General features: G+C 31.3%; 11 protein-coding genes. All 11 read right to left on the reverse strand.

Annotated features, from left to right (window positions below; all coding sequences use genetic code 11):
- On the reverse strand, nucleotides 1-4,449 hold the full coding sequence (gene mads6 / locus B4E59_RS12545; protein WP_291053272.1) for a methylation-associated defense system protein kinase MAD6: 4,449 nt from the start codon (nucleotides 4,447-4,449) through the stop codon (nucleotides 1-3).
- Nucleotides 4,440-5,807, reverse strand: coding sequence for a restriction endonuclease subunit S (locus B4E59_RS12550; protein ID WP_291053275.1), 1,368 nt, complete (start codon nucleotides 5,805-5,807; stop codon nucleotides 4,440-4,442). The genes mads6 and B4E59_RS12550 overlap by 10 nt, the downstream gene beginning before the upstream one ends.
- Before the next feature lie 10 nt (nucleotides 5,808-5,817).
- Nucleotides 5,818-7,812 carry a methylation-associated defense system DNA methyltransferase MAD2 gene (mads2, locus tag B4E59_RS12555; protein WP_291053278.1) on the reverse strand — a complete coding sequence of 665 codons (1,995 nt, stop codon included), beginning with the start codon at nucleotides 7,810-7,812 and terminating at the stop codon, nucleotides 5,818-5,820.
- 7 nt (nucleotides 7,813-7,819) lie between these two features.
- The gene (locus tag B4E59_RS12560; protein ID WP_291053281.1) at nucleotides 7,820-8,668 is read right to left on the reverse strand and encodes a nucleotidyl transferase AbiEii/AbiGii toxin family protein; all 849 of its coding nucleotides are present in this window, start codon (nucleotides 8,666-8,668) and stop codon (nucleotides 7,820-7,822) included.
- A complete protein-coding gene (locus tag B4E59_RS12565; RefSeq protein WP_291053284.1) occupies nucleotides 8,658-9,644 on the reverse strand; it encodes a type IV toxin-antitoxin system AbiEi family antitoxin in 987 nt (328 codons plus the stop codon). The genes B4E59_RS12560 and B4E59_RS12565 overlap by 11 nt, the downstream gene beginning before the upstream one ends.
- Before the next feature lie 192 nt (nucleotides 9,645-9,836).
- Nucleotides 9,837-11,372 (reverse strand): ADP-ribosylglycohydrolase family protein, encoded by a 1,536-nt coding sequence (locus tag B4E59_RS12570; protein WP_291053287.1) that lies wholly within the window; start codon nucleotides 11,370-11,372, stop codon nucleotides 9,837-9,839.
- On the reverse strand, nucleotides 11,372-12,055 hold the full coding sequence (locus B4E59_RS12575; RefSeq protein WP_257468275.1) for a DarT ssDNA thymidine ADP-ribosyltransferase family protein: 684 nt from the start codon (nucleotides 12,053-12,055) through the stop codon (nucleotides 11,372-11,374). Before B4E59_RS12575 ends, B4E59_RS12570 begins: the two co-directional genes overlap by 1 nt.
- Nucleotides 12,052-13,554, reverse strand: a complete 1,503-nt coding sequence (locus B4E59_RS12580) for a UvrD-helicase domain-containing protein (RefSeq protein ID WP_291053291.1) — start codon at nucleotides 13,552-13,554, stop codon at nucleotides 12,052-12,054. The genes B4E59_RS12575 and B4E59_RS12580 overlap by 4 nt, the downstream gene beginning before the upstream one ends.
- 483 nt (nucleotides 13,555-14,037) lie before the next feature.
- Nucleotides 14,038-16,176: a VapE domain-containing protein gene (locus tag B4E59_RS12585; RefSeq protein WP_291053294.1), complete on the reverse strand. Its 2,139-nt coding sequence runs from the start codon at nucleotides 16,174-16,176 to the stop codon at nucleotides 14,038-14,040.
- 248 nt (nucleotides 16,177-16,424) lie between these two features.
- The gene (locus B4E59_RS12590) at nucleotides 16,425-16,709 is read right to left on the reverse strand and encodes a helix-turn-helix domain-containing protein (RefSeq protein ID WP_038335637.1); all 285 of its coding nucleotides are present in this window, start codon (nucleotides 16,707-16,709) and stop codon (nucleotides 16,425-16,427) included.
- 195 nt (nucleotides 16,710-16,904) lie between these two features.
- A partial coding sequence (locus B4E59_RS12595; RefSeq protein WP_291053297.1) for a hypothetical protein occupies nucleotides 16,905-17,651 on the reverse strand: 747 nt, incomplete at its 5' end.

Genomic DNA, 17,651 nt, shown 5'->3' on the forward strand with positions numbered 1-17,651 from the left:
CTATACTACTAAAGGATTGATTTCAATTTTATTTTCAACTGATTTACTTATTTTGAAGAAATCTTTATTATTAGCGGTAACTACCACTTCGTTGTAATTCAAATTTTCTAATAAGTTTTTGAATACGATCAATTCAATGAATTTCCCTTTCATATCATTTAATGAAGGACTAAATCCTTTGTGAATAAAGTATAACATCTCATATAAATCTAATGAAATGGTTAAAGCAATATTCGGCATTTTCTTATTTCTAAATATTAATGCATCTGTTTCGTACTCCAAGTATTTTGTTAAATGACTTGTATCGTATATTATTAACTCAAAATCTTGTAATGGCAATAATTTAAATGCTTTACCGTATGGATCTTTTATATCATTGGATGATAATATCAAATACTTTTCAGCAATTTTGTTATTGTTCGCACCTTCGTTTATAGAAATAGCTTTTGAAAGCGAAACTTTTAATTCCTCTAAATTATCGGATGCCTTGATGCTTTGTACAAATTCAAAAATAGATTGGTATGGAATTCTATTTAGAAATGTTGGTTTTAGCTGAATTTGCTCTTTGTGTTTTATTTCATCAAAATTGATGTTTCCTTCAAAATATTGATGGCGTACAAATGATTTGTGTTTTTCTTTGGTTAAAGCAATTGTTTCTGTATTTTGTTGATGCACTGGGCTTAATGCTTTTTGTTCATTAAATTCCTCCAATAGATTGTTCTCTCTTTCTCCAAAGATTAGATAATCTTTTAGCCTATGTGGACTAAAGAATAATTGACGATCTAATTTAGGAATAGCCACTTCACCAATATCTGTTTCACGAATTAGTTTAATTAAGCGATCACTATTACCAGAGTCTTGAATTTTAGGGTTAGAAATATTGAAATAATATAAATTCCAATAATTTACAATATCTTGTTCTGTTAGACGAGGGATTGATTTTAAGTCTTCGCAAGCATAGTCACGGGTGATGATAAATGCAATGAAAGATCTTAAATCACGCATGGTGATGTGCAACTCTCTTTTTAGACTTACCGTTCTGATTAACCATTCTAAACGATTGATAATCTCTGGACCAGCGGCAGAATCATTGAATGAATCTACATTGTACTTGATAAAACAGTGATGAGCAAACTCACACCCTTCACATTTCGTCCATAATTGTTTGTGGGTTAATGCACGGATTTGTTTTTTGAATAAGGATTCTTCGTTTTCGTCTTGTGCAACGACCGAACGCAAGTTTAGATTGATGACTAATACCCCCTCTGGTAATTGCGAATAGCCTTCTTCGTAGAAATAATTCTCGATCGCATAGGCCAAACCTTTGTGCTTTTCTGAAGTCGTTAAGAACTCCACTAAACGTCCTTCGTTGATGGCTATAATCCTTCCTTCCGAAGCTTTGTTATAGTTCTGTAAATTTTCGAAAGGACTAAAGAACTTATCTAATACATCATTGTTTTCAAACCCTTTTTCATCTTGAGAACCATCATAATTACTTTCGTATTTTACGCCATTGATTCTAAACTGTGCGCCGTTGTTGTGCTCGAAATGAGTTAACTCTTTGACATTGGCATTTTGTTCAATCTTTTTGACAAATGCAGTTTTTCCATCTCCAGCATTCCCTGTGATGATGACTAATTTGTATTTTCCATCTACAATGGCTGGAATTAATTTACGGTCCAGTTTTGTAGACGTATATGTATCGTTATCTAATGTATTTCCATTAAGATTGACACGCGTACCGAAATTTCCGTATTTGGATTGCGAGTACAAGGAGTTTAGGTAATCAACCATATTTACTCCTTCTGTATTTATCTTTTTAACTTTAAGTTCCTCTTTGTTTTTATCAAAAAGTTCTGTTAAAGCTTGGTAAATACGCTCTACATTACCTTCGGTAAATGATTTCGCCCCCCCTTGCCAAAATACTTCGTTTATAATATATTCATCGTCTACTTTTACGACCAATTTGATTGGTTTCCCTAAATCGAGTGACGATTTGTATTTGGTTAAGTTTTCTTTGAAACGATTTAATACATTTTGAATGGATTCATGTAAATCAATATAAGTTGTGTTTTTATTGTACAACTTCACATTAAACCCGTTACTTGATTGACGAATCGAAATTTGTGTTTGGTATAAATGCGCACGGTTGCTCATTTCGCCTGTATCTTCCGATAATTCTAAAATATCATTTTCTATGCGCAATAACTCTTCTAACATTTCCGCTGCATTATGGAAACGTGTTTCTTTATTGGTTTTAATTGCCTTTAAAATGAAATCTGCAAAAGCTCTTGAAACATTTGGTTCAAATTCTTTTGGATCTTTTGGTTGCGCATGAATCAATGGTAACTTACTTGGTGTCCATGGGTATTTTTTCGTCAATAACTCGTATAAAGTAACCCCTAACGAAAATAAATCGGCTGTTAAGTCCCATTTTACTCTGTATCCATCGTAAATTAAATCTTGTGCTAAATATGGATTAGTCCCTACATAATCTTGGTTATTGTCAATTGCAGTAGCCACATTAAAGTCGATTAATACAAAACGTTCTCCTTTGTCCCATATGATATTCTGTGGTTTAATATCTCTGTGTATAATTGGAGGATTCACTTTTTGCATTTCCACTAAAGCCGATAGAATATCTTTGGCTACATTATATACCTGATGGATTGGTAATTTAGCTTCTGTACGTGAATACACGCCTAAATTATCTCCTTCTAAATATTCCATTAAGGTATAGAATTGCCCAGAGAAGGTTGTTCCGTTCCATTTGAACTTCACGATATTGGGATGATGAACTTGTTCTAATGCTTTAAACTCATCGATTACCGAATTGACATTCACACTTTCGTTAAACATCTTTAAGGTAGAATATTCGCCTTGTAATTTGTGCATTACTTTAAATACACGCGAATACCCGCCTTTTCCTAATGTTTTGTAAATGATATAATCGCCTATGTCGTCCCCTTCTTTTAGCTCGTCGAAAGGAACAGCTACTGGGATCGATGCAGGTTCTTGATGCCCGTTAAATCCTTTAGTATGTAGATTCGTGGCCTCTTCGATAAATTCATATAAATTCTCGATTTGTGCTTCACGATCCATTTCATTGGTCTGAATGGTTTTATTGATGAACTCATCAATCCATTGTGGTAAATGCGGATTGATGGTTGTAGGCATTAAATGCTTTGGTAGATGACCTCCTAATTGATTTAACTCGTATGGCGATTTGAATGGTTCTTTTTCTAAAAACAACCAGTACGCTAATACTCCTAAAGCATAAATATCCGTAACCGCCGATACATCACCCACTGTTAATTCAAGAGGTTGGTAAGGCGTTACATTTTGCTCGGTAATACTTGGCATTACGGTATAACCTTCTTCTTCGTGCTCAAAGAAATAGGATTTACCAAAGTTCGCTAAATAGGCAAAACCAGAATTTAAGTAAATGTTATCTGGGCTAATGTCGCGGTGATAAATGTTCTGCTCGTGTGCAGAACGTAAAGCCACCATAATGTTTTTTAGAAACTGTACCTTTTCATTGAATGTAAAGGTTTTGATTCTTGCTTCTGCTCGTAAGGAACGATCGGTTAAGAAATCGGAGATTTCGTAGAACAAATGGTTTTCTGGATCGAAACGAAAATCTACATTTAAAATAAATGGTTTTCCATTCAGATTTTTTAAAGCATTGTATTGGTTACGGATTTTGTCTTCACGATTTTTTAAATCCATAGGTGATAAACCAGCCACTTGTAATGCAAATTCTTTGGCTACACGAAAGGTAGAAGAAGCTCCTGGGTATTTGATTAAATACTCTGTATAGAAATTGGTTTGATCTAAAATCTTTACAATTTCGTACTCAAATATTTGTGTTTTTTCTTCTACACGTTTTTTGTTTTGTTGCCCTGTTAAATAGTCAACAATTTTATGCTGAATATCTGCTATGGCATCTTCTGCTTTGTTGACTTCTGATGCATCCGTAAGAAAATTAATTAGTCTTTTATCTAAATCGAACGTTAATTTTTCGTCTTCTGGGGTTAAGTAACGGTCTAATACATTGTCGTAAGACAATGTAAGCATATTGATTACTCTTACTTGCCCCCAATACGGATCTACTTCTTTGAATTTACTGTGTAGAATTGCGGTTTTTTGACGATTGGTACGTAATGGATTTTTACGTGGATGATCGTTTAGGTACCAGTTGGTTTCGTCGCCTTCGATGCGGCCACGCCAATCTTTATTTTCTATATTGAACACGGCATGGGGAGCCACGACCACTAAGTCGTACTCCCAATACTGTGTTTGGTTGTTATGTGGATTGGTTGAAACCAACTCGATATTGGGTATCAGATAGAAGTCGTCTGGTAAATTGACTTCTAAGAATTTTAGTAGCTTTTCTTCTCCGACGTTAACCTGGCCGTCAAAGTAAGAGGGTTTTTTAACTATTGCCATGCATCAATTTCTTTTTCGATTAGATTTATTGCTTGGTTTTCTTTTTTAAATGAAGTATAAAAAGCGTGTTTATAATTTTCTATTATATCCTTAACTTTTATAATAATATCATCTGATAAATTTTGGATTGGAATTGATTCTACATGAAAAGGCTCAACTCTTTCAATTACAGAACCGTATTTTATAGATTGAATATAATCAAATGAAAATTTTGTTTTTAAATATGCAAACAAAAATTCAATAGGTATTGAATTATTCTTATTCTCTATTCTAATTATATCTTGAGAACCAATCGCAGGATTATCTACAAATTCTTTTGTTATTAATTTAACATCACCAATAGAGCCTGCACATGTAAATAAAATCTGATCTTCTTTTAATATCATTTCATTCATAAAAGGAGTTTTGGTTTTTGATAAAAACTCACAATTATTAAAAGGATTGTTTTTATTTAAATCAGATCCTTTAATATAAGGTATTCCATTAGCCTTATCAACCTTGATTCTCTTAAAAATTCCAGGTCTATAAACATTAAATCCTAATTCGTTTATTGATAAAAATTTATTATTACTTTTTAAATAATTAGATGTATCTGTTATATAAACAGGAGAATCAAGCCTCTTTTGATCTGAATCAAAAAGACTTTTAATATTTACTTTCTTACTATTAAATTTATTAATTGGTTTAGTAATTTTAACATCTAAATTTCTTTCAATCAACTCCACCGCCTCTTTCAACAACTTATTGGCTTCTACACGTAGGTTGGCGCTGTCCACAATTAATTGATGGATTTGTTGTTGTTTTTCTTCGGGTAGGATTGGGACTAAAGTTCTTTTAATACCTGGAGCCTCAATATATCGAACCACAGAACCAGATGCATTTTTATTTAATTGTGATCTTCCAAATTTAGAAGTCATAAACGCATATAGATAACCGTAAGGAAATTTCCCATTACTTTCTATTCTACATACATTATTAGCATAACAAATCCCCTCTGATAATTCATTTACTAATCTTGTATTTCCTATTGTACCGAAGCCGGTCACTAAAATTTGATTCTTTTTTACAACCGAACCAACTTTTTCAGCTTGCTTTTTATTTATATAAACATCACTTCCTTCTAAAGCATTTGTAACATCAGAACTTTGGCAATAATTAATAGCTCTTTCTGATGGCTGACAAAATTGTCTTTTGAAAATAGGAGGATTAAAGACATTTGCTAATTCAGATAATGCAATACAATTTTGTGGATTAATTTCTAACTTAAAACTGTTAAGAGCATCCTCATTTAAAAAATAGCCAGCATTAAATCTCTTTTCAGTAAAGATTAGCTTAGATTTTACTTTATTTTGAATCATAAGATATCTGCTATTTTAAAAATTCATAATAGGCTTCCACAATCATCGGTAAATCGTCGTCTAACTTTCTTAGTTTTTCGGTACGTGCTTTTACGATAGCGTTTTCTTCTTTGTCCTTCACCACATATTCTGTCGTGGTTGGGAATAAGATTTCGGCTCCGTCTTCGTCGCGCACATAAATTGGGTTTCCACGGCGGTCTTTCCCTAATTTTTCGGCAATTGCCATAAATACATCGTAATCTTCGCTGCCTTCGTTGGCAATGTTGCGTTGTAAATCGGTTTTCTTTTCTAAAAACAATAAAGACGCTTGTACCCCAACTTGTGGTAAGAAGGCTTCTACAGCTAAATCGACAGAAGCTAAGATTTTAAAGTTTTCTAAAATCCACTCGCGTACAGGCAACGTATTAGGATTCCCCAAAATACCATCAGGCAATACAATTGCCATTTTACCGCCTGGTTTTAATAGGTTGTAGCAGGCTTCGATAAATAAGACCTCTGGTGCATCTGAATATTTAGATAAGTCGTATTTTTCAGCAATCTCTGCATCTACTTTTACTTTGGCTCCGAATGGAGGATTGGTAAAAATCATATCAAACTTGCCACGTGCATCTGAGGTGTAATTCTCGATGATGTCTTGCATACGTTCGACACTGGTATCGATCGCTGATTTAATTTTAGCAATTTCTTCTGGATGCTCCCATTGTGGATAGGCCAATGAGTTGACGTGGAAAATATTTGCGTGACCATCTCCCGCCATTACCATATTCATACGCGCCGCTTTCTTTAAATCAGGATCAAAATCAAATCCAAAAATATTGGTTTCCGCGTATTCACGAACACGTTCGTTCACTTCATAGGTATTGAATTTATCTGCTAATAAAACACCATCTAACTCAGGATATAAATCTTTGGCTATTTTTTTTCGTACGTGGTCTAACACCATGACTAAGAATCCACCCGATCCACACGCTGGATCTAACACACGTGTATTTTCGCTTGGATCTAACATTTCTACCATTGCTTTTACAATGTTACGCGGTGTAAAGAATTGTCCTGCTTCTTGTTTTAAGGTGTTGCTTACAATGGTTTCGTACGCCATACCTTTTACATCGACAGTGGCATCTAAGAAGTTGTATTTGGCTAATTCTCCAGCAATAAATGCTACGCCTTTATCTGTTAAGTCGATGGCTTCGTTTCCATCGAATACATCCGAGAAAGTTCCTGATTGTTTTAATTCTTTGAAGATGCTTTTGATACGTTCTGCTACTTGCTTACGTCCTTCGTCTGTGTTTTGTTCTTTAACCCCTACCCAGAATTTACGACGGTAAGATTCTCCTGATTCGTAAGCTAAGAAACGACGTTTTTCATCGTATAACTTACAGAAAATAAGGTACAGTAATTGCCAAAAGGCATCTTTTTTGCGCCCTTCGTTTCCGTAAATGTAATCGTGTGAACGTTTGAAGACTTTGATAAGCGAATCGTTAGCAGGTTTACGTGCGTGCGAACGATCGGCACGATCCATATCTTCTATAGTTTCACCTTCTCCTGGGAAATCGGCCAAGTCGATGAAGTTTTCGTTATCAAATACATCATATTCACGTTGTAAATATTTGATGTCTTGCCCATTGGTCCATAAGCCAAATTCACAATTTTCAACTGCACCTAAAGCATTTTCTAAAGTTGGTGTTACCCCTTTCTTTTTGTCGTTTTCTTTGATTTTTTCGTCTTGTACTACTGCAATACGAATGATGTTTTCTTGTACATGGTCTGTTCCTTTTTCGAAAACAACCACTTCTAATTTTTGCTTTTTATTTTTTCCTGTATCTGGCTCTACGTACACAATGTTAAAATCACGTGCCATATCTGCCATTTCGAATCCATACTCTTCGTTTAACATACGAATGATAGATTGTATGTTTTGTTCTTGAGAAGAAGCCTTCTTAATATTTTCGGTTAGAATACAAATTAATTGATTGTCTTCTAAGATGATCTCTTGCGTTTCCATTGGATGGTTATTGTGTTATTCTTTGTTTTAATTGTATAAAAGCTTGACTAATTTGATCAAAACTTATTGTTTTATTGGTCTCGATAATTTGATTGAATAATTTACTCTCAGTATCTAATTCTATTTCTTGATCGATCACCTTTACTAAAAATTCATGTGTTGCAGGGCTATCTTTAATCATATTGATAAGATCAATTCCCATTAAAGCTCCCGCTGCAACAATGGTATCAAAAGGCTCAATGGTGTATATCTCGTCATAAAATTCTTCAATTGCTCTATCTTCATTTATTGACAAATAATTGGTTAGAATAAATCCCATATCATCTGCATCTTTAGAACTCGTACTGTTACGGTCTGTCCAAGCCACTAATTTTAATAAAAAGATAGAGGCTAGATTAACCACTTTGATTTCTAATTGATCGTCTATATTTACCTTGATTATCTGTTTTTCAGCTTCCTTAAAACCTAAAACATTCATCGCTGTATCTTGGTCAGGTGGCCAATAGATTTTATCATCTTGTTGCATAATTGCACCATAGGGTACTAAATCAATTTCGTAGGTTTTCTGATAGATAAATCGTTGTTTTTGATGCAGATCTTTTTCAAAATTTTCTAGTTTTACCAAATCTTTTTCAATTTCTGCATATTTATCCCAATTTTCTATTGCAATTGCAATATCCAAATCACGTGTTGCTCTTCCTGCTTGTTCATTATTCAGTTCCAAAATGATATCACGTGCTGTTGCCCCAATGATAAAAAACTTAATCTCCTTTTCTTGAAAGAATGGAATTAAATCTTCTAAAATCGGTTTGATTAAAGGATGACTAATTTTTGAACTGTCTATTTTATATTCCATTCTCTAAAATCATTTGAGCAGTTTCACGGTTACGATCATTATTAGTTCCCATTAAATCTGCATAGATCAATAATTTTGAAACTATTCGATTGTTATTGATATCTGTTTCATCTACCCAAAATTTATTGTAAATTTTAAGGTTGCCGTTTGTATCTGGAATTAATTTGAATTGTTTTGAGAAGTCTATTAAGTCATCCGAATAATAAATTTCATATTCTTTAGGTATAAGATAATTTGTTATTTCAGCTGCTGCTAATTCTCCACCTATTTGAAATGATGAATTAGAACTGTTCATCACTAAATCATTAGTATTTTTTATTTGGTAGGCTTTTCGGAAAAGTTTTGGTTTCAACACTTCATTGTAAGCTGCTACCCACTTTTGAAGTAATTCTTCTCTATTTTTGAGCTTACGTTCTTTTGATGTTTTAATAATAAAATCTGCTTCTTCTAATTCTTTCATGATATTACTTACAGATCCCAATGCAATACCTGCGTTTGCTGCCAGTTCCCTTAGAGAGCATTTGCTTGCCTCTGGATTGGTTAGTAATACATAAATTAATTTGATGCCAGCTTCTTGAAAAATCTTAGCACTAGAATTATTTACCTCATTTTTGCTTTTCTTTCTACCCTCTATTAATACCCTTAGCTTCTTTGAGAAAATAAAAGCATTACCCGAAGTATCTAAATAATTTATTTTGTTGTTTTTAAAAACTTCTTTTGATTCGTTTGCTATAAAATCTGAAACAACGATGTAATTTTTAGTTGTTTTATAATTCGGATGATTTATAATCTCATTGACAATAAGATTTGCATGAATTAACCTTGCATCTTTTTTAGCAAACATATAAAACTGTTCTCCCTCGATATCTACAATACCATCGTATTCTCCACGATTACTATAAAACTCTATAGTAAGCTTAGAAGAATCTTCTAATGAAGTAATTGCTTCGTAGATATAATCATTATCTCTATACATATTGTTCAACATTTAAATACGTTCACTGACAATGAACATTCAAATATAATGAACGTTTTAACATTTACAAAATAAAAAGTAACCAAAGTAACCAAATTTCGGCAAAAACATTTTTTTGTTTTTTTAAAGTTTTGAAAAAACTGTTTCAAACGAAGATAGTAACGCAATAAGGAGAACCAATGGTTCTCCTTTTCATGCTTTATTCTCTATAATTGTTTTGAAAATATTTAAAATATCATTGGAATTATTATTTTTTAAAAATACTTCCAAATCTTTATATGCGAATGGTTTTAATTTGGATTTAGCTAGAACTAAAAGATCATTGAACTCATCGGATTTAATTGAATCTTTCAAATAAGTAGTATCTTCATTTTCATCGAAAATATAAGTTACAATGATGGATTGTCCTATATCTAAATTAATCGAAAGAATTAAATTATACTTTCCTTTAGTTAAAGTTTTCTGTCTATCAATTTCAATAATTTTTCCTTTCCCAAGAGGTGAAAATTCTATCTCTTCATTAATTTGGAAATTATCTGTTTTAGGTTTATTCGCTGATTTAAGAACTGGAGCTAATAAAAAATCTTCTTTATCTTTGAATTTCTTTTTGTTAATTAAATATAGTTTTTCTGCGATGCCTTCTAAATAAGTTACATCTTGAACATTATTCCATTTATTTGGAATTATTTTTTCTCCATGTAAAGCACCTAATAATGAACCTGTGAATGCAGCTATACTATCAGTATCTGTCCCCAATGCATTAACAGCTTGTAAAATACCTTCCTCAGGATTATTTACAAATTTTAAAGCTAAATATAACCCTCCTATAACTGTTGAAGTCCCCGAACCTTTTGTTTGATTTGCAAAACATCCTAATTTATCTAATGTTTCATATACAGTTACATCTTTATTTAAACTTTTAAATACTACTCTTAAATATTCTTGAGTTTCTGCACAAATTTCATCATAAGTATCTCTGAAAGAAATATCACTAGATTTATTCCACTCTTCTTCCCATTTTAATAATTCAACAGAATTTAAAAAAGATAAATTAAATGTTTCATTAAAATTTGAACCAATTTCAGTTAAGACATTTTTAAACTCAAAATTATTCGGATCAGCTGATAAAAAACGATTTATAACTACTCCATAAAGCATTGCACCTAATAAAGCTCTTGGATGACCATGCGTAATAATTGAATTAGAAAATATATTTGCTTTTATATTCTCTTCATTTTTGAAATTAGCTAAAGCTATAGGAAGTACACGCATTGCGGCACCATTCGCACCAGTATCTCTATAATCAACTTTTTGATCTTTTATACTATAAGTATAAAAGTTTGAATACCAATTAGCCGATTTTCTTTGTATTTTATCTGCTGCTTGTTTAATTGTACGACCACCTCCTCTTGCATAATATAACCAATTTGGTAATTCATTTTTTGCAAAAAATACTTGATCTACATCTGCAGAAGAATTTATAGATCTGGCAACAGCTAGCATTAATTGCGTATCATCTGAATAAGAACCTTCTTTTATATAATCAACATAACCATAAAAACGTCCGCCTACATTTTTAGACCATGGATGAAATTTTGTGATTCTATTTGTATCATACTTTTTAATTAGATCAACTTCACTTTTTTCAAATTCTGTAATCCAACCTAAAGCATCTGCCATAGCAGAAAGTTTAATACTAGCAATATATTTTGATTTAAGATTATCCATTAGTTTCTGTTATTTGAAAAGAGTAAATTATCAACTTTAAAATTATCTGTATTAAACTCAGCTAATGCTGCTTTAGCACTTGCCATATCCTCTTCATTTTCAAAGCAAACTTCGATTATATCACTAATTGGAATTTCATTAGCAATTAAAACTTCTGCTTGCTCATCTGTAGGATATTTATTTTTTAATTTATCTCTAATAATAATCCTTGAATTATATGATGTTACAACCTTAATTTCATTGTCAAATAACATTCTAAATTTATCAATATCACCTGTTACTTTAGTTATATTTTTATTGTAACTATTAGCAGCATTTGTAACACTAAAAAGAGTAGAGTCTTTATAAATAAATTTAGGATTAATTTTTAAAATACACCAATAGATATGAGGTTCATCTGCTGTTTTTTCTCTAAATTTTTTTAATAAATATGAATTAGGGTGAGAAATTGAGGTATTTATATAATTTTTATCATCAAATCTTATTTCATCTGTAAATTCGATAAAATCTAAAATATCCGTTTGATATACATCATATTGTTCTAATAAAGCTCTTGAAAGTATTTTTTCTTGCTCGAACATACTCAAAAGATTAATAACAGGAGTAAAATGAATTAAATATTCAATTTCTCTCTCATTAATTTCTTTTTTAAAATCAATGTAATTAGGTTTTAAATTAATCAAAATCTATATAATATTTTTGTATCATTTACGTAGTCAACTAAATCGACATCTATTTCATTTAAATATCTTGAAGGATTATCGCTCGATAAAATATACAGTTTTTCCCTAGCTCTAGTCATAGCTGTATATAACAAGCGTCTTTCTGTTGATATATGAAATTCATCATCAGGTTCGTTAAAACCAGGAGGATAAGGAATTACATCATCATTCACATCTACAATAAAAACATTATCAAATTCTAAACCTTTGACTGAAGAAAGTGTACAAATTTTCACTTTATCTGATAAAAAATCAATTCCATAAGAGTTATTTAATATTTCGCATGGAATATTATTGTTATTCAATAAAAATTCAATTTCTTTAAGCCCTTGTCTTGTACGATGTAATATAACTGTAGAATTTAGATTTTCATTTTTTCTAATATTATTTAACTCTTGAATCAAGTATATATTTTGTTCGTCGTAATTATTAAAATTACCTATGATAGGTTTTATATTTATATCTTCATCACGAGCTGATTCTATATCTGTGAAATCTGTTTTATCTTGTTCTTTATCTAAAAGAGATTTAGCTGCATCTGCTATTGATTTAGTATTTCTATAATTCTTCTTAAAGGCGATTGATCTACCTCTAAAATCAAAACCAATCTCTGCCCAAGTAAAACCACTTTTGTAAATGCGTTGAGCTGCATCGGCAATAATAGAAATACTCTTCGTTTCCTCAGAAACTAATTTAGTTATGACTAGAATTTGTGCCTTATTTAAGTCTTGTGCTTCATCTACAATTATATGTGTAAATGGTGGTATGAAGTTAGGATTAGAATCAATTATTTTTAAACATAAAAGAGCATAATCATCAAAATCTACTTTATCATTTTCTTTTTGGTAATGGATATACTCTTCATAGATATTCCAAATCAATTCCTTATCTTCTTTAGTAATACGATCCGTTGTTCCTCTACCAGTACGTTTAGCTTCAATATATTTCTCTCTATGATCAAATAATTTCCCCTTTATCCACGAGAATTCTTCAATATAAAAATCATTATTTTTATTAAACAACTTAGAATCAACAACTAAGTGTTTGTTTTTAAGTTTGCTAAGTATAAGATTCTGCTCATTAGATTTAATCAATTTATTGTATAAAACTAAACCATTTGCTTTCAAAAACTGATAAGCCCAACTATGAAAGTTATAAACGTTAACATTTAACCCAGGAGGCTTAGTTTGAATAATTTCATCTGAGTATGGTTGATAGCCACTAGAAATAAAAGGTCTAATAGCTTCAATATATTTTACTAAAGTTTTATTATATGTAAAGATAGCCACTTTAGCTTCTTGAAATAGATTTGATTGTGTATCTACTAAATGTTTTGCACGATATAATGCTACAGTTGTTTTACCACTACCTGCAACTCCTTTTATTTGAACGGGTTCTTTTACATTTAAAAATAATACACGTTTTTGTTCTCCGTGTAATTTAATCGGTTTAAGTGCCATATTTTATAATTTGTTAGGTAGTTTTAATAAGCTAATTTATAAATATAAGATTTCAACCAATAATAATTAGTTGTATTTCTTGCAATAAATTTAAATAAATAATAATTAAAAGGATATAAAATACTCCTAAATCAATAATAGAGGTCAAATGGGTAACCCCTTAATTAATTATCATTTTGTTTGAATTATAGAATTTAGTAACCTATGTAAGTAAATTTCAACAAAAAAGTATTTTTGTTTATTTGATGTTTTGAGAAAAGTGATTTAAACGAAGAATGTGAAACAAAAAGGAGAACTTAACGTTCTCCTTTGCGTTGCTATTAGCCAATGAGGATAGTTTTTTATTTTGCAGATTTTACAATTTTCTTTTTACCCTAAAAAGTGGTTACATTACTTACTCCTTTCAAAACAATAAATTAAAGTGCAATTAGATGAAAATTTCTACCTAAATATTTCACATACTTTAATCAATATCTAACTAACTTACTCATCCGAAATTTTGTTTTCTTTTTGAACTTCATCATATTCTTTCTCACGCACACAGTAAACGTAATTATTACTTTTTACAATTCTTAAAAATCCTAATTTCCTTAATGCTTTTCCTAATTGATTAATGGATGAATTATTCACTGCTATATTCCCGAAATAAGCCAATCGTGTGGCTATTTGTGTCGTATTAAGAAAAGCAGTTGCAGTTTCTCTGTCGGCTTTTTCGAACCACGTTAATAGCAATTCTTCTTCTGGGGATTTGATTTGGTATTGCTCATTATTTTGGTTGATATTTTTAATCTCTTCGTTGTTGAACCAATACCTAAATCCTTCTTCGATTAGATGTAATGCTTGTTTATAACAGTTATCGAGATTTACGCTGTGATGATATTCGATGTGTTCAACTTCAAAACATAAGAATCTTCTCGAACCTGTTGTATCATTTAAGAATTGAGCGGTATTTACCGAACCTGCAAATGATGCTCTGCGTGGTAATGTTTCGTTGTTGTGTCCGTAAGCTTTTCTCATTCTGATATGGGATTTTGTAATGATTTCTTTTAATGATCCGATTTCTGTTTTGTTTAGGTTTTCTAATTCGTCTAAGTTGATGAGCATACATTCTGCCAAATGAATTAAGGTATCTTTGTTGTTGGGATTGATTGTACCTGAAAACAGATACTCTTTTAATGTTTTAGGAACTAACTTTTCCATCCATGTTGTTTTTCCTATTCCTTGTTTTCCACTGAAAACGATAACGGTTTGATTGATGATTTTTTCATTTAGAACACAAGCCACCATTGCGACAAACCATTTTTTGAAGCATTCTATCCATAAATCTTGTTGAGTTGTTGTGATTGTATTGGCTAATTCGGTGATGTAATCAATCTCTTGATTTATTTCTGGTAAAGTTGAAAAATATTCTTTGAATGGATCGAATTGTTCGACATAATCCGACATCAACAAATAGCGTAATCCTTGAATACTGCATTTTACTTTAGCTTTTAATACTTCTCTTAATATTGAATTTTCTACAAAGTCGGTAATTGGCTTATACATTTGGTTGCGAACCTTTTTGTATTCCAACTTTCCTGTTACAATGTTGTACCTAAAGTTGTACCTTTTATTTAGGAACATTTCTAAGCGTTCTATGGCAGCAGGTTTTTCTTCGTCATCATCGACTTCTTCCTCGTTTGTTGTACTATTTTTAGGCTTAGTAGTTTCCTTTTTTTTAGGGCTTTTATACTCTTTATCAGTACCGAATTCGTGTGTATTGTTGTACGCACTTTTGACAGCATTCATTACTTCGATTTCGTTGTAATTGTAATCGGATAAAATGAAGCCTAATGCTTCTGCATAACTGATTCCTTTTCGGTTTAGGTTACACGCTAATTGATGTACAAAGTTATTTCGGTTTCCTTCAGCGTAATCCATTTTCTGTTTTGTGAATCTGACGCAATGATCGTATAATAGATCTGTAGTATTGAGATTTGAGATATTAGATTTATTCGTGTTATGAGATCCTGAAACAAGTTCAGGATGACTAACTGAATTAGATGTCTCGACAAGCTCGAAATGACAATTTTGTTCAGAATGACAAGAAAAAACTTCTGCGTTTGAGTTGAAATAGATTTCTGGATCAAAGGAGTAAAAACATAAACGTGTAATGTCTTTTCCGGATTTATCGATTTCGATTTCTAACTCTTTTTCGTAAAATTCTTTGATAATGTTGTACGTGTTTTTGTGTTCGTCTTGATTGGTTGAAACCTTGATGAATAGCTTTAATCCGTTGTTTGATGGACTGATAAATGCAACAAATGTTGTACTTAATTCTGTCGCTTTTAGTTTGATTTCGGCAAGCTTATTTTTCTCAACTTTATCAATATCCAGTACGATTATTTGATTGTAATGTTGGAGGTAGTCTAATTTTCTACCTCCTTTGAATGTTGCACTTGGTGTAAAAGCTAGTAATGATTTCTTTGCTTTTTCGTATGGTTCCATTTTACCTTGTTCTAAGGATTTACGCAAATACAAAATTTGACTTTTGTATGTTCCTTCTTTGATTTCTGTTACGATTTGCTCAACTGGTATGGTGTTTATTACCTCGTTGAAGTTTTGGAATAGGGTGAATTTCATATTTTGTTGTATTATGTATTATGTAAAAAGTAAAATGAATTGTTCTTTACTTTCATTTTTGTCTTGACACAAAAACGAAACAAAAAAGTCAAGGCTATAAATCCGTTTAGGCTAAAAATCCTTTTCACTTCGGGAATGAATTAAATCATTCCCGATGGTCGGTAAACATTTTTGCGCTTCTCTCAATGGATTGACGCTCGTCTGCGAATTGTAATGCCAATTTGATTTAGATGCCGATACTCTAATTTTTAGCGTTTGTTAGAGAATGATTTGTTGTAGTGTTCGTTCAATAACTTTTCGACATCAGACATTTTGTAGTAGATTTTGTTGCCTACTTGACAGAATGAAACCTTTCCTTCATCTCTCCACGTTTGAGCTGTACGTTTTGAAATTTTCATTAGCATTAGAAACTCTTGGTTATCCATAAATGTTTCTTGTTTAGCTGCTAATGCTTTGTTTAATTTTTTAGTGATTTCTTCTAATTGGAATACGATCGCATCGTATTGTTCCTTTGTTAAAATGATTGCTTCCATTTTCTTTCTTGTTTTAAGATTATGGAACAAATGAAGTACAGAAAAAAAAGTCGCCAGGTCTTAAGTTGGTCTTATAAGACCAAAATAATTTTGAAACTAACTGTTTATCTATGATTGGTTAAAGACTTGCTATTTTTTGAATAAGACCTTTTTGAGCAAAAAAAATCCTAACTGAGTAAGTTAGGATTGAATGCTTTAAAGCAATTTATCTATATCTATTCGCTTATTTATGTTTGGTCGTTTATCTTCTCGTGATGGAGTTAAAATTGTTCGAACGGTTTTTAGGCTTAATTCGTTTCCATCTTTATCAACAAAATTGGACACAATTACTTTTGCGATATCATTGAGATTTCCATCTAAAAATGGTTTTCCATCTACAAAAAGTTCTCTGGACATTTGATAAAATATATCAACCAGTTGATTTACGTTTCCATTGAATTGTAATTTGTTGTAATTGCATTTTTCTTCTTTAACTACTTGTAATTCTTCCTTTAATCTTCTAATGTGTTGTAAATGTTCAATTTTCTTGTTGCATTGCTCTGAATATTCTGGAAGCTTTGGATTGATAAAATGAATGTTAGCTTGTTCGTATTCGTATTTCTCATTGGTTAAGAAAAAGATTTGATCGCAATAATCTTCCATCTGTTCTAAATTTTTCTGCGTTTTATAAAACGAAAAATAGCGTTCTTCTAAATCTGCATTGATGTATCTCGGTGCTGGTCTGTCCTCGTCTTTAATCTCTATTGGTTTATATAAACCTAATCGAATTATTTCTGTTGAAGTATAAATTTTCATTAAACGAGTTTTATTTCTTCCTTTTTCAAACAGAAATTCATTTACTGAAACTAACTTTTCAAACTTATTAATCCAATGTAGCTTATCTTTTGCATATAAAAGTTGATGTTTGATAAAATCAGCAATTTCCTTTAGATTTGAAAATCT

Origin of the sequence: Empedobacter sp. UBA2044, assembly GCF_002333005.1 — a bacterium.
Classification (GTDB): domain Bacteria; phylum Bacteroidota; class Bacteroidia; order Flavobacteriales; family Weeksellaceae; genus Empedobacter; species Empedobacter falsenii_B.